The sequence below is a fragment of the Actinocatenispora rupis genome, assembly GCF_016861975.1.
In the GTDB taxonomy this organism is placed as follows: domain Bacteria; phylum Actinomycetota; class Actinomycetes; order Mycobacteriales; family Micromonosporaceae; genus Actinocatenispora; species Actinocatenispora rupis.
Map to the genome: position 1 here is coordinate 69,509 of NZ_BOMB01000017.1, position 14,267 is coordinate 83,775.

The 14,267-nt window shown below is 72.8% G+C and carries 12 protein-coding genes and 1 pseudogene; 4 read left to right on the top strand and 9 right to left on the bottom strand.

Features of this window, described 5'->3' with window-relative positions:
- The first annotated feature begins 47 nt into the window (after positions 1 to 47).
- Positions 48 to 560: a DUF2199 domain-containing protein gene (locus tag Aru02nite_RS15130; RefSeq protein ID WP_203658159.1), complete on the top strand. Its 513-nt coding sequence runs from the start codon at positions 48 to 50 to the stop codon at positions 558 to 560.
- A 6-nt stretch (positions 561 to 566) separates the two neighbouring features.
- Here Aru02nite_RS15130 and Aru02nite_RS15135 read toward each other — a convergent pair whose 3' ends face one another.
- From Aru02nite_RS15135 to Aru02nite_RS15165, 8 genes and pseudogenes are all read right to left on the bottom strand, one after another.
- A complete protein-coding gene (locus tag Aru02nite_RS15135; protein ID WP_203658160.1) occupies positions 567 to 1,481 on the bottom strand; it encodes a ribonuclease Z in 915 nt (304 codons plus the stop codon).
- A gap of 84 nt (positions 1,482 to 1,565) precedes the next feature.
- Positions 1,566 to 2,492 (bottom strand): glycoside hydrolase family protein, encoded by a 927-nt coding sequence (locus tag Aru02nite_RS15140; protein ID WP_203658161.1) that lies wholly within the window; start codon positions 2,490 to 2,492, stop codon positions 1,566 to 1,568.
- Between the two features lie 11 nt (positions 2,493 to 2,503).
- A complete protein-coding gene (locus Aru02nite_RS15145; RefSeq protein ID WP_203658162.1) occupies positions 2,504 to 3,490 on the bottom strand; it encodes a substrate-binding domain-containing protein in 987 nt (328 codons plus the stop codon).
- Positions 3,487 to 4,602, bottom strand: a complete 1,116-nt coding sequence (locus Aru02nite_RS15150) for an ABC transporter permease (RefSeq protein WP_203658163.1) — start codon at positions 4,600 to 4,602, stop codon at positions 3,487 to 3,489. Before Aru02nite_RS15150 ends, Aru02nite_RS15145 begins: the two co-directional genes overlap by 4 nt.
- Entirely contained in the window at positions 4,592 to 6,175 is a 1,584-nt protein-coding gene (locus Aru02nite_RS15155; RefSeq protein WP_203658321.1) for a sugar ABC transporter ATP-binding protein, read from the bottom strand. Before Aru02nite_RS15155 ends, Aru02nite_RS15150 begins: the two co-directional genes overlap by 11 nt.
- A gap of 5 nt (positions 6,176 to 6,180) precedes the next feature.
- Positions 6,181 to 7,674: a DUF2961 domain-containing protein gene (locus tag Aru02nite_RS15160; protein WP_203658322.1), complete on the bottom strand. Its 1,494-nt coding sequence runs from the start codon at positions 7,672 to 7,674 to the stop codon at positions 6,181 to 6,183.
- 229 nt (positions 7,675 to 7,903) lie between these two features.
- Positions 7,904 to 8,956: pseudogene (locus Aru02nite_RS37460) on the bottom strand (hypothetical protein); the annotation flags it as partial.
- Between the two features lie 361 nt (positions 8,957 to 9,317).
- Positions 9,318 to 11,972 carry an Hsp70 family protein gene (locus Aru02nite_RS15165; protein ID WP_203658164.1) on the bottom strand — a complete coding sequence of 885 codons (2,655 nt, stop codon included), beginning with the start codon at positions 11,970 to 11,972 and terminating at the stop codon, positions 9,318 to 9,320.
- A gap of 195 nt (positions 11,973 to 12,167) precedes the next feature.
- Between Aru02nite_RS15165 and Aru02nite_RS15170 the strand changes: the two genes are divergently transcribed.
- A complete protein-coding gene (locus Aru02nite_RS15170; RefSeq protein ID WP_203658165.1) occupies positions 12,168 to 12,473 on the top strand; it encodes a DUF4190 domain-containing protein in 306 nt (101 codons plus the stop codon).
- Between the two features lie 309 nt (positions 12,474 to 12,782).
- Here Aru02nite_RS15170 and Aru02nite_RS15175 read toward each other — a convergent pair whose 3' ends face one another.
- Complete coding sequence (locus tag Aru02nite_RS15175) at positions 12,783 to 13,346, bottom strand: GNAT family N-acetyltransferase (protein ID WP_203658166.1); 564 nt, start codon at positions 13,344 to 13,346, stop codon at positions 12,783 to 12,785.
- A 104-nt stretch (positions 13,347 to 13,450) separates the two neighbouring features.
- On the opposite strand from Aru02nite_RS15175, the gene Aru02nite_RS15180 reads away from it, so the two are divergent.
- Positions 13,451 to 13,900, top strand: coding sequence for a helix-turn-helix domain-containing protein (locus tag Aru02nite_RS15180; protein WP_239076703.1), 450 nt, complete (start codon positions 13,451 to 13,453; stop codon positions 13,898 to 13,900).
- A gap of 34 nt (positions 13,901 to 13,934) precedes the next feature.
- Positions 13,935 to 14,255 carry a DUF4180 domain-containing protein gene (locus tag Aru02nite_RS15185; RefSeq protein WP_373324875.1) on the top strand — a complete coding sequence of 107 codons (321 nt, stop codon included), beginning with the start codon at positions 13,935 to 13,937 and terminating at the stop codon, positions 14,253 to 14,255.
- The last annotated feature ends 12 nt before the right edge of the window (positions 14,256 to 14,267 follow it).

Here is a 14,267-nt window from a genome sequence, read left to right on the forward strand (position 1 = left end):
GCCACCGCGCCGAGCGCGCCCGATCTGCGGCGTTGTAGCCTCGCGCGGTGTCGACGACCTACCTGTGCCGCTGCTGCGGCCTCGAACATCCCGGCCCCGCCCTGTCGTACGGGGCGGCCGCGCCGGCGCACTGGGATCCGGCGCTCGCCGACGACGAGGACAGCGCGCTGACCGAGGAGCTGTGCATCGTCGGCGGCGAGCACTTCTTCATCCGCGCGCGCCTCGTCCTCCCGGTACTGGACGCCGAGCCGGGTACCGAGTTCGACTGGGGTGTGTGGGTGTCGCTGAGTACGGAGAACTTCCAGCGCGCCGTACGGATGTGGGAGGAGCCCGGCCGCGTCGACGAGCCGCCGTACTTCGGCTGGCTATCCACCGCGCTGCCCGGGTACGAGCCGGGCACGCTCAACCTCGCCACGCACGTGCACACCGAACCGGTGGGCGCGCGTCCGCTGGTGGAGCTGGAGCCGACCGACCATCCGCTCGCGGTGGAGCAGCGCACCGGCGTCACGCTCGCCCGGGTGCAGGAGATCGCCGAGATCGTCGGCCACGGCGGGGGCTGAGCCCCCTCAGCGGCGCGGCGGCACCGGTACCCGGTCGAGGTCGGCGGCGACGACGAGGGTGCCGTCGAAGTACCGGGCGGCCTCGGTGGCGAAGGCCGTGGGGTCGTCGTACCGCTGGGAGAAGTGCGTCAGGACGAGCGTGCGGACGCCCGCGTCGGCGGCGGCCCGGGCGGCCTGCGCCGCGGTGAGGTGACCGTACGCGGCGGCCAGGTCGGCGTCCGCGTCGAGGAACGTCGACTCGACGACGGCCAGGTCGGCGCCGTCGAGCAGCGCGGGAACGGCGTCGCAGAGCCGGGTGTCCATCACGAACGCGAACCGCTGGCCGGGCCGGTGCTCGCTCACCTCCTCGACGGTGACGGTCCGCCCGTCGAGGACGATGCGCCCGTCCGCCTGCAACTGCCGGATCCGCGGCCCGGTCACGCCGTACTCGGCGAGCCGGTCGGGCAGCATGCGGCGCCCGTCCGGCTCCACGATGCGGTACCCGTACGACTCGACGCCGTGGTCGAGCCGGCGCGCCGACAGCGTGCCGAACGCGCCGGTGGCCACCGCGCCGTCGGCCGTGACCGGCTCCTCCCGCAGGTCGGCCGCCTCGTGGTACACCGACGCGTACCGCAGGCGGGCGAAGTACTCCCGCCCCGAGTCCGGGTAGTGCGCGTACACCGGGTGGCGGACGCGGTCCAGCGACAACCGCTGCACCACCCCCGGTACGCCGAGGCAGTGGTCGCCGTGGAAGTGCGTGAGGCACAGCCGGGTGACGTCCGACGCGGCGAGCCCCGCGAACGCGAGCTGGCGCTGGCTGCCGTCGCCCGGGTCGAACAGGAACCCCTCGCCGTCCCACCGCAGCAGGTAGCCGTTGTGGTTCCGGGTACGGGTCGGCACCTGGCTCGCGGTACCCAGGACGACCAGCTCGCGAACGGACATCCCGCGACCCTACGACGCGCCCCGGCGGCCGTACCGGAGGCGGGGCCCGGTCCGGTGCGCCGGACCGGGCCCCGCGTCGTGGTGTCAGCGCCAGTGGAGCGGGGCGAGGTAGACGCCGCCCTGGCCCCAGCCGGCGTGCGTGACCCACCAGGAACCGTCGACGTCGCGGACCACCTCCGCGGCGTGCGAGGCGATGTGGCCGACCTTGTCCGCAACGTCGAAGTGCAGCGGGTCGTCGCTGACGAACACGTCGGTACCGACGTAGTCGGGCCGCGGCCCGGTGAACAGGTACCAGCGGCCGGCGTGGTGCACCACGTACGGCGACTCGGTGGGGCCGCCGAACGTGCCGCTCTCCGGATCGGTGTACGCGACGTGCTTGTCGCCCCAGTGCACCAGGTCGGTGCTCTCCCGGTACGCGACGATGTGGTTGCCGCCGGCCGGTGTGCTGTTGGCGGTGTAGTACAGGATCCAGCGGCCGTCGAGGCGCAGCACGAACGGGTCGCGCGTGTCGTACCCGTCGGTGAACAGGATGCCGGTGCCGACGCGGGTCCAGGTCCACAGGTCGGGCGAGGTGGCGACCGACAGGTGCGAGGACTCGCTGGGCCCGCCGGACGAGTAGAACATGTACCAGAGCCCGGCGTGCTTCAGCACGTACGGTGCCCACAGGTGCGTCTCGCCGACGGCCGGGTCGTAGTCCAGCGCGTACGGCCGGCGGGTCCAGGGGCCGTGCAGGGCCGGGGCGGTGGCGTGCGCGAAGTGGCGCTCGTTCTCGGGGTCGGCGGGCTCCGGGTGCGTGATGCCGAACAGGTGCCAGGTCCCGTCGTCGCCGCGCACGATGGTGTGGTCGTTGACGTACCACTGTTCGGGCTGGCCGACGCTCGGGTCGTAGATCTTCTCGAACGTACCGGCGTGCACCTCGCCGCCGCCGGGGGCCGCCGCGGCCCGTACCGGCAGCGCGGCGGCACCGATGGTCACCGCCGCGGCCGCGGTCATGATCGTCCTGCGTCGCATCGTCGGCCTCCTCACCGGAACTTGCTGAAGTCGTTGTCGCGGTACATCTGGGCGGCGTTGTCCGGGGTGACCGCGACGATGTCGAGGGTGGTCTTCTTGGCGACCTTCCTGTGGTGCAGCAACGCGTTCACGGTTTCGGCGGCCTGCTTGGCGCAGGTCGGGTAGATGAACGTGCCGGCGAGCTGACCCTGCTGTACGGCGCGGATCCCGCCGTCGGGGATGGCGAGCCCGTCGGTGCCGATGAACTTCATCGACTTCTCCTTGCCCGCCGACGACGCCGCCAGGTACGCGCCGAGCGCCATCGGGTCGTTCTGCGCGTACACGAGGTCGAGGTGCTGGCCCTGGGCGAGCCACTGGCCGGTGATGCGGGTGGCGTCGTCCTTGAGCCACTTGGCTTCCCGGTGTACCGAGATCCTGATCTTCGGGTTGGCCTTCACCGCGTCGCGGAAGCCGCGGTCCCGGTCGATCTGCGGCTGGTCGGACAGGATGCCCTGGAGTTCGCCGACCGTACCGCCGTTCGGCAGGAGCTTGACCGCGAGTTCGCCGGCCTTCTTGCCGGCCACGTAGTTGTCCCCGCCGATGAACGCCGAGTAGCAGTCGGTGTTGACCGAGCGGTCGAGGATCACGACCGGGATCTTCGCCTGGCATGCCTGCTTCACCGCGGCCGTCAGCGGCGCCGGCTCGTTCGGCGAGACGATCAGCGCGTTCACCTTGCGCTGGACGAACTGCTGCACCTGCGACACCTGCGTCGCCGAGCTCTGCTTGGCGTCCGCGATCGGCAGCAGCGTCACGTCCTTGTACTTCTTCATGAAGTACTGGAGCTGGATGTTGAGCTGCGCCCGGTACGGCTCGGCGTTGTTGGACTGCGAGTACGCGACGACGAAGTGCCCGCCGGAGCCACCGCCGCCGGTGGTCGGCGAGGCGGTCGAGGCGCACCCGGCCGGTACCGCGCCGGCCAGGACGAGCGCCGCGAGCGACGCGAGCGTACGGAGTCTCATGACGACCTCCCGGTACTGGCGGGGGCACCGCGCCGGGCCACCCGCCGGACGAAGTCGGCCGCGCCGCGCAGCAGGTCCGGCCGCTGGAGTACGACCGCGACCACCACGATGCAGCCCTTGATGATGAGCTGGAGGTTGTCCGAGACGGCGTTGAGACCGAGGACGTTGTCCAGCAGCGTGAGGATGAGCGCGCCGACGAACGTGCCGACGATGGAGCCGCGCCCGCCGGCGAGGCTGGCCCCGCCGATGACCGCCGCCGCGATGGCGTCCAGCTCGTACGAGGTGCCGGCGAGCGGATCGGCCGAGGCGCTGTACGCCGCGTCGATCGGCCCGGCGAACCCGGCGAGCAGGCCGCACAGGGTGAACACGGCGATCTTCACCCGGTCGGTGTTCACGCCGGACAGCCGGGCGGCGGCCTCGTTGCCGCCGACCGCGTACACGTGCCGGCCGAAACGGGTCTGCGACAGCGCGAGCTGCCCGACCACGCAGACCACGACGAACGCCAGCACCGGGTAGTACACGCCGGCGCCGACGACGCCGGTGAACAGGTTGTGCCCCGGCGTACCGAAGAGCTGGAAGGAGTCGGCGTTGCCGGTGAGCTTCCCGTCCGCGCCGGCCACCTGCGTACCGACGCTGACGTTGTCGGACAGCTGCCGGTCGATGCCGCGGAACACCGACAGCGTCGCGAGCGTCATCACGAACGGCTGGATCCGCAGCCACGTCGTACCGATGCCGTTGGCGAGGCCCATCACCGCGCCGCACAGCATGCAGGCGGGCAGGATCACCCACGGCGGCAGGTTCTGGTTCACCAGCAGCATCGCCGACACCATCGACGCGAGCCCCAGCATCGAGCCGACCGACAGGTCGATGCCGGCGGTGAGGATGACCAGCGTCTCGCCGACGGCGAGGATGCCGCGGGAGGCGAACGCGCCGACCGCGTTGGTCAGGTTCGACTGGCTGAGGAACGTGCCGCCGCGGGTGACGATCCCGAACGCCAGCACCAGTACCAGGCCGATGTAGCCCTGCAACGACCCCAGCAGCGACACCGCGCGGCGCCAGCCGACCAGGCGGGTCGGCCCCTCGGCGGTCGCCGTCGTCGCGTCACCGGTCATGGACTTCCTCCTCGGTACGACCCGCCGCGGTGCGGGTCAGGACGGTGCCGCGGGCCATCGCGGCGGTGAGGATGCGTTCCTGGGTCGCCTCGGCGCGGTCCAGTTCCGCGGTGACGCGGCCCTCGCACAGCACGACGATCCGGTCGCACAGGGCGAGCAGTTCGGGCAGCTCGGAGGAGACCATCAGGATCGCGGTGCCCTGCTCGGCGAGCCGGTGGCAGATCGCGTAGATCTCCGCCTTCGCGCCGACGTCGACGCCGCGGGTCGGTTCGTCGAGCAGCAGCACGCTCGGCCGGGTGAGCAGGCACTTGGCGAGCACGACCTTCTGCTGGTTGCCGCCGGACAGGGTGCCGACCACCGCCTGCGTCCCCGGCGTACGCACGCGCAGCGCCGCGACCTGTTCGTCCACGGCCCGGCCCTCGGCGCGCCGGTCGACCCGGCCGTACCGGCGGAACCGGGCCAGCGCGGCGAGACTCGCGTTGAACCGCACCGTGTTGCCGAGTACCAGGCTCTGCGCCTTGCGGTCCTCGGCGACCATCGCGAGGCCGTGCCGGATCGCCCACCGCGGCGACCGCGGCCGGTACGGTACGCCGTCGAGCGTGACGCGGCCGGTGACCGCGCGCGGGCCGTGCGCGCCGTACACCGACTCCAGCACCTCGGTGCGGCCGGCGCCCATCAGCCCGGCGAGCCCCACGATCTCCCCGGCGCGTACGTGCACGTCCACGTCGTGCAGCGCGGTACGCCCGGTGCGCGTGTCGCCGGTGAGCGTCAGCCGCTCGGCGCGCAGCCGTACCGGTGCGTCGGCGGCGACGGACGCGGGCCGCGGGTACAGCTCGCCGAGGGGGCGGCCGACCATCATGCCGATCAGTTCGGCGCGGTCGGCGCCGGCCATCGCCCGGGTACCGACGTAGCCGCCGTCGCGCAGCACGGTGACGGTGTCGGCGATCTCCTCCAGTTCCTCCAACCGGTGCGAGATGTACACGACGGCGACGCCGCGCGCGGTGAGCGTCCGGATCACCGCGAACAACCGGCGTACCTCGGCGTCGGCGAGCGCGGACGTCGGTTCGTCCATGATGAGCACGCGCAGGTCGCCGGACAGTGCCTTGGCGAGTTCGATGAGCTGCTGTTCGGCGATCCGGCACTGCCGTACCGGTTGGCGCGGGTCGAGGCGCAGGCCGACGTCGGCGAGCAGGGTCGCGGCCCGGTCGCGCATCCGGCGGGCGTCGACGCGGCCGAGCCGGGTCCGCGGTTCGGCGCCGAGCAGGATGTTGTCGGCCACCGACATGTCCGGTACGAGGGTGAGTTCCTGGTGGATCATGCCGATGCCGAGGCGGCGCGCGTGGCCGGGGGAGTGCAGCGCGACGGGCTCGCCGGCCAGTTCGACGCTCCCCTCGTACGAGCCGAACGCGCCGGACAGCACGTTGCACAGGGTCGACTTGCCGGCACCGTTCTCGCCGAGCAGCGCGTGCACCTCCCCGGCGTGCACGTCCAGCCGTACGCCGGCCAGCGCACGTACGCCGGGGAAGCTCTTGCCGATGCCGCGCATCGCGAGAAGTGGTGTCCCGTCGGGCATCCGCGTCACCCGACCAGGGTCAGCGTCAGGTAGTCGACGCCGGCGTAGTAGTTCGACGCGTCCGGGTTCTTGCCGGTGACGGTCAGGTCGAGGGTGTGCGCGCCGGCGGTCAGCTGCCGGGTGCCGGCGTCGATCGGACCGCTGACCGCCACCTCGCCCGCGTGGTACCCGTCGAACGGGTCGCCGGCGGTCGTGCCGTCCACGGCGAGGCTGGTGACGCCGTAGTCCGGCGCGAGCGTCTGCACCGTACTCAGCGCGTACGTGCCGGCGGTCGGGACGGTGAAGCGGACCCGTACCGTCTTGCCCGCCGCGGTCGGCGTGAACCACAGCTGCGCCGTACCGGACCAGTGCACGCCGCAGCAGTCGGACTGGGCGACCGCGTCGGCCGTCGACGACACCGGCGGCAGCAGCGACTCCGCCTCGATCCGCAGCGTGTTCGTGGTCGTCGCGTCCACCTGGCCGGCGAACCGTCCACTGTGGCCGGTCGCGTCCACCGCACGGACCCGGTAGTACCAGTGCTGGTGGACGCCGAGGCCGGTGTGCGCGAACGACGGCAGGTCCGTCGTACCGACGAGGGTGTCGGGGCCGGGGGTGAAGCCGTCCGTGGTCGACGCGTACACCTGGTAGTGCGGTTGGTAGACGTCGTCGCGGGCCGGCGCCCAGGACAGCGCGACCGCGCCCGACCCACCGGTGGCGGACAGCCCTGTCACCGCGCCCGGCGTACCGCGGTCGGTGAACGGTGCCACCACCGACAGCGCCTGGTACGCCGCGGCGCTCCACGCCGGTCCGGTCGGCCGCAGCGTGACCGTGATCCGGCTGCGGCCGGCGGTCAGCGCCGTGGGCAGCGCGTACGTGTCGTCCAGCCAGCGGTGCGTCGCGTTGCCGAGCGGTTCGGTCCAGGTGCCGGCGTCCTGGCCGTCCACGCTCACCGCCGCCGCCTGGTACGCCCCCGTCTGGTCCCCGGTACGCCGCAGCTGCACGCCGCGGTTGTCCGGGTCCACCGCGAGCCGGAACGTGACCGCCGCCGTGGTGTCCCGCACGGTCGCGGTGACCGGCGTCGGCGTCCCGTCGTTCCCCTCGTACGTCGCGGTCAGCGTGCGCGCCGTACCCGGGTCGTCCGAGGCGTACCCGTGCGCGGACTCGCTGCCGGTGTCGCCGACGGTCAGGCTGTCGGTCCAGCGCAGCGCGTCCGTCGGCTGCCCGTACCAGAAGGCGGTCGAGCCGTACACCGCCGGGTCGTGGTCGCCGGGCCCGTGCTCGATGCCGAACCGGATCGACGAGCCGAAGTCGATCCCCTCACCGAGCATCAGCCGGTACGCGCTCGTGCAGTCGTCGGCGCAGTCCGCCGTGCCCGTCTCGTGCGCCGTGTTGCCGTTGAACGGGTTCGTGTACGTGCCGCGGTTGAAGTACCAGCCACTCTCGTAGAAGTCCTCGGTGCCGGTGCCGTGCATGTCGGGGCTGGCGCTGCCGTCGACGTACAGCCGCTCGTCGCCCTCCAGGTAGTCGCGCTGGTTCCCCGGACGGGATGCGGCCGGTCATGGTGTGGCTGACGCCGAGCAGCCGGCCGCGCCCGTCCGCCGCGAGGAACGTGTGGTCGGCGCCGTCGACGGTGGCCGCGCGGTCCGCCGTGGCCCGGAAGTACCCGTCGGGTCCGCCGGGGGCGAGGTCGGCGGCCCAGTGCGCGGCCGGTGCCGCGGTGACAGCGGCGTGCCCGGCGTGGATCGCCGTGTCCGAGCCGTTCACCAGCGCGACCTCCACCGACCTCCGGTACGGCATCAGCCACCACGCGGTGAGCGTGTGGCTCGCCGGGTCGACCGCGAAGTACAGGGACCTCACCGGGTACAGGCCCAGTCCGGTACCGAAGAACTCGCCGAGCGGGGCGTCCACGGTGCGCTGCCCGTCGGCGGTGACCTGGATGCGCGCGCCGGCGAAGATCCGGTCGGTGGCGGCGACCGCGGCCGGGTCGCCGCCCGGCGCGGTCAGGTCCGGCAGCGTCAACGACAGCGCGCTCACCGCACCCGGCCCGGTACGCGAGGCCAGCGTCGCTCTGCCGCCCGCCGGTACGTCCACGGCGGTGGTACCGGTGGTCGCGCCGGGCTGCGCCGGCTTCGGATCGGCCGTACCGGCGCGCTTGAGGACGTCGAGCACGTCGGTCGCCGGGTCGGTCGGGTCGAACGTGCGCACCCCCGTCGCGTCCGCGAACTGCCGGTACGTCACGTGGTAGAAGACCGGGTTGGCGTCGGTCGTGACGACCATCGAGTGCGCGAACGGCATCGGCACCTTGACGTACACCCCGCCGGAACTCTGGTCGGCGTTGGCGACCAGCGGGTACACGAACGGCGCGCCGAGCTTGCCGTCGACGAGGTCCTGCAGCGGCGCGTGCACCACGTCGTGCCCGTCGAGCGTGACGGTGATGGTGCCGGTCGCGCTGACGTCGCCGCCGTCGCGCGTGAACCAGATGGAGTCGATCTCGCCCGCGCCGGTGCGTTCGGCGATGACGCACCGTCCGCCGGTCGTCCGCAGGCAGGAGTACGCGCCGCCGAAGCCGTCGTCGTTGCCGCCCGTACGGTCGAAGCTGGAGTACTGCCGGGTACGGCTGCCGTCGGCGAGTTCGGCCAGGCGTTCCGGATGGCGGTAGGTGTCCCAGCCGACGGGACCGGGCCCGGCGGCGTGCGGGGACACGGTGGGCGCGGGCGCCGCGTGCGCGGCGGCGGGAACGAGCGCGGTGACCGCCAACAGCACGGCCACGGCGGATCCGACGGTACGGCGGGTGAAGGACATCGTGTGCCTCCTCGGGGGAGGAGCGAACGGCGGGGCGACCGTCCGCGGGCCCTTGCGCTGCGGTACTGAGAAATCGATTTCCGTCGGCCGAAGCTAGGCCCTACCGGTCGAATGTGTCAAGACGTACCGGCCGGCGCACCGGGCGCGGCACACCCCTTACCTCGCGATGTCAGTGAATGGGACACGCCGGTGGCCGACCTACGCGTACGCCGGGCGGCGGAGCCGCGGACAGGACGAACAAGCAGGTGGCGCGGGACTTCCTGGCCGCCGTCGGCGAGCGGCGGCATGGCCGCGCCGGGGAGTGCCAGGCGGCCGACCCGGTCGACCACGACACGCTCAGCGCGGCGAGTTCGATGCCGGGTCAGCGCTTGGTGGCCAGGTACAGCAGGCGGTTCTTGGTGAGGACGGCGAGGTGCGTGCCGTCGACCGTGCACGACACGGGCAGGTCAGCGGTGTCCATGCGTACCGAGGAGGTGGTGGCGCCGGACGTCAGGTCGACCACGCGGGCCTGCCACTTTCCGTTGTCCGGGATGATCTGGAGGGCGTGCGACCCGTTCGCGGCCATCAGGTACGGGGAGCCGAGGTCGCGCGCCTTCCGCCCGGTACGCGGGTCGAGGACGTAGTTGGTGTCGCCGGGGCCGCCGAGCAGGTCGTCGAACGTGCTGTTGCCGCACACCGGCACCGTGCCGAACACGCGGCAGCCCGGGTCGACGGAGAACTTCACGGTGATCGGCCGGGCCCATGCCGCCTTCCCGTCCGCGGTCCGTACGCCCATCATCGTGTTGTCGTCGCTGCCGTCCGCGGACACGCACACGACGTGCTCGCCGCACGGGTGCACGTCCTTGACCGACTCGCCGGGCGCCAGCCGGTACACCCACGCCTTGTGCAGATCCGTCAACCGGTACGCGGCGACCGCGGGTTGGCCGGGTGACGCCGAGTCGGTGAGCTCGCCGACCACCAGCCCGTCGTACGCGATCCAGTGTTCGGCGTCGACGGGCAGCGCGCCGGTGACCGTCGCCTTGCCGGTCGCGGCGTCGATCACCGCACCCTCGCCGTCGTGTGCGGTGACGAACCGCGAGGCGTCGGTGGTCAGCGACTCGGCCAGCGCGGACGGCCACACCGGTACGCCGTGCCTTCCGCTCGCGGTCGGCCAGCGCAGTACCGGGACGGCGCCGTGGCCCAGGCCGACGACCGTGTCGGTGGCCGACCCCGACCACTTCCGTTTCCCGGTACGCAGGTCGAAGCGGGCCGGGTGGTCGTGGAAGTCCGCCCGTACGGTCGCGACCACCTCGTGCCCGATGTACGTCACGTCGGTGTGGTCGCTCCAGTCGCCGGACCAGAGCCGCGTGCCGCTGCGCGCATCGAGTACGACGCGCATGTCCTTGCCGGAGTTGGTCGCCGACCGCTTGGCGTCGAGTACGACGACGGTGTCGACGGCGGTGACCGCGAGGTCGGCCGGCGCGACCTTGACCGTGGTGGTCCAGCGCTGCCTGCCGTCCGCCTGGCCGACCGCGCGCACCACCGTGTTCTCGGTACCGCCGACGGCGTAGTAGAACGCGCCGCCGCCGGCCGCGACCGCCGTCTTGCCGGTACCGCCGAGGGTGACCGGTTTGTCGCCGACCAGCGCGAGGGTGCCGGCGTCGCCCGACCCGGCGGCGTCGGTGCCGTTGCCCGTGCCGGCGTCGAGCAGGCCGCCGACCTTGCCGGACGCCCACCACAGCCCGCCGCCGACCAGCGCGACGACGAGCGTCGCGGCGACCACCGGCAGGATCCACGCCTTGTGTCCGGGGCCGCCGCGCCGCGGCGGGGGAGCCCACGCCGGCGGCGGCGCCCACGACGAGGTCGCGCCGGGGCCCGGCTGGTTCGGGCCACCCGCGGGCACCGGGACCGGGAACGGCCGCGGTCCCGTCGTGGTCGGACCCGCCGGGCTCGTCGGCCCCTGGTACGCCGCGGCGGCCGGTCCGCTCCACTGTGGACTGTTCGGTGTGGACGGTCGTGACGGCTGGACCGACAGGACGGCGCCGAGGGCGACGGGCAGCTCGGGCTGCTCCGGGGTGGCCGGTGCGACGCCGAGCCGGGCGTGCAGTCTCGTTGCCACCAAAGGGATCCGGGACGATCCGCCGACCAGCAGGATGCCCGCGACCGGTCGGCCGGAACGGTCCGCGACCCGGCGCGCCTCGTCCACGGCGCGGTCCACCAGCGGGCCGGCGACCCGTTCCAGCTCGGTACGGGTCAGGTGCAGCTCACTGCCACCCGGTACGGACACCGGCGCGGTCGGCGTACGCGACAGCATCTCCTTGGCCTGGCGTACCTCGGCCCAGAACGCCTGCCGGTCGCGTCCACCCGCGGCACCGTCCGAGAGTCGTTGCCACAGCTCGGGATCGCGGTACGACACGAGCGCGCCGAGGTGGCCGACGAGCGCCGCGTCCACGTCGACACCGCCCAGGTCGTCGAGGCCGCCGACGGCGACCACCGAACTGCCGTCCACCGCGGCGACGTCCACGGTGCCGCCGCCGAAGTCGAACACCAGCAACGCACCGCCCGGCGGTACGGCCTGGCCCAGTACGCGGGTGTAGTAGGTGGCGGCGGCGACCGGCTCCTCGACGAGCCGTACGTCGCCGAGACCCGCCTCGCGTGCCGCGGCCCGCAGCAGCTCCCGGCGCGGGCCGCCCCAGTCGGCCGGGCAGCACAGCACCGTGGCGTCGGGGACGCCGGTCTCCGCGACGATCCGGCGCAACGGCGCGGCGAGCAGCGACACCACCGGTACGGCGGTGTCGCCCAGCAGTACGGAACCCTCGTCGATGCGCCGCTTCGGATGCGGCTCGTACCGGTCGGGCGCGGCGACCGCGAGCCGTTGCGCGTCCCGGCCGACGGCGAGCGTGCCGTCGTCCTGCCGGTACACGCCGGAGGGCAGCAGCGGGGACGAGTCGAACAGCACCGGTCGCGGCGCCTGCCCGTCCCGGGCGACCACCGCGACCGTGTGACTGGTACCGAGATCCACCGCGAGCAGGTTCACCGCGGCATCGTAGCCAGCGGCTCCGGCGGCAGAATTACCCACAGCGCCCGCGATCCCGTCGTACGCCGGGGATCCGTGTCGCGGAGGTCCCCTGCGGCGGCGACGCACCGCCGTCGTTTCGCCGCGCTTCGTGCTGGCGCGCCTCGTCTACGCTGCCCGGGATTCCTGTCACAACAACCTAAGGTGTTCTCTTTCATGACCTACCCCCCACAGCCCGCGTCGTCCGGTACGAGTGACCCGAGTCAGGGCGAGCAGACGTACGGGGCGCCGGCCGAGCCGGTGAACGACAAGATCAATCCGATGGCCGTGGTCAGCCTCGTGTTCGGCCTGACCGGCTGCCTGTCGCTGTTCGGCATCGTCGCGGGTGTGCCGGCGCTGAAGCAGATCAAGCAGGACGGCGGTCGCGGGCGCGCTCTCGCGATCACCGGCATCATCCTCGGTGCCGCGGTCAACGGCACCGCGGCGATCCTGATCGTCCTCTCGTTCGCGCTGGGCAAGTGACGCACGGCTGAGCTTCGCGGGGCGTCCTCGGGGCGCGCCCCGTCCGGTCGGGCCGCTCTGTCGCGGGGTGGCCCGACCGTCGGCAGCCGAGGCGCTGTTTCCGCTCCGCCGCCTCGGGAACGCCTGGTCGGGAGGCGTGCCGGGGTATGGGTAGGCAGAGCTCTCGCATCACCCCGCCGTCGAACAGCGCGACCGAACGAGTCGATGCCGGGACACGGCGCCGGGAACGCTGGGCCGCCGAGCGACGCGGGACGCGCCGGTGGCACGAAAACCAGTGGGCGCAACGATTTCCGGCGCTACCGGTGCGGCTCAGTGGGTACGGGCCAGCCACTCCTCCCGGGTCACCGCGTACTCGACCTCGCCGTGCTCGGTACCGGGAAGTGGTTCGTCGAACGGCAGCTCGAACGTGCGGACGTGGCGCATGCCGACGGAGCGCATGGTGGCGCGGGAGCCGGCGTTGACGGCCATGGTCTCGGCGAAGATGCGGTCCAGGCCGAGGTCGGCGAACCCGTACCGGAGGAGTTCGCGGGAGCCCTCGCTGGCGAGGCCCTGCCGCCAGTACCGGCGCAGCAGCCGGTAGCCCAGCTCGGCCTGGCCCTCGACCGGGCCCTGGTCGGGGCGGTCCGGCGGTTCGAGGATCCACCAGCCGACGAACCGCCCGTCGACGCGTCCCGCCCAGAACCCGAGCCCCGCGACGCGGTCGGCGACGGACAGCCGGTGCCGGTGCTGCGTCACCACCTGCTCGCGGGTACGCGGGGGGCCGAGGTAGCGCATCACCTCGGGGTCGGCGTCGAGTTCGACCTCGTCGTCGAGGTGTTCGTCGGACAGCGGTTCGAGCACCAGGCGGGCGGTGCGGAGGGTGGGTTGGCTCATGCCGCGATTCTCACGTCCCGGGTCGGCCGCGGCAGCCGATTTTGCGGTGGCCACCGGCACACAACCTTCCCTGTCCTTCCCTTCTCAAGGTACGTTAGGACGCGATGAAGGACGACATGTACTCGGTGGAGCAGGTCGCGGACTGGCTCGGGCTGCACGTGAAGACCGTGCGCGGCTACATCCGTTCCGGCCGGCTGCCCGCCGTACGGATCGGCAAGCAGTACCGGATCGCCCGTGCGGACGCGGCGGCGCTGGCCGGCCGTACCGAGCCCGCGGAGCCGGCCGGGCCGGCGACGGTGGAGGTGTCGAGCATCGTGCAGATCGACGGTGTGGACCGGGCGACGGCCGACCGGCTGGGCACGTTCGTGCTGGCCGGGGTGAACACCGGGCACGACCCCGCGCACCCGCTGCGGGTCCAGACGATCCACGACGAGGAGAGGAACCGGATGAAGATCGTGGTGCTCGGCGACGCCGCCGCCACCGCCGACCTGCTGCGCCTGCTCGACGGCGTACTCGGCGGCGACGGCCCCGTGCCGGAGGTACGCCGTGGCTGACGAACTGGTGCGGCGCGCCGGCGTGCCGGTGCTCATGTACGACGGGCCCCGGATCGCCACCACGAACGACGCGCTCGACCTGATCGGCGCGGCGTTCCTCGGGGCCGAGGTGGTCGCCGTACCGGCCGACCGGCTGTCCGACGACTTCTTCGCGCTCGGTACCCGGTTCGCCGGCGAGGTCATGCAGAAGTTCGTCAACTACCGGCTGCGGCTGGCCGTGGTCGGCGACATCTCCCGGCAGCTCGCTGACAGCGCGGCGCTGCGCGCGCTGGTACACGAGTCGAATCGCGCCGACCACGTGTGGTTCGTCCCCGATCTCGCCACGCTCGACGCGAAGCTGGCCGGCGTGGCGTGATCGGTGAATGAT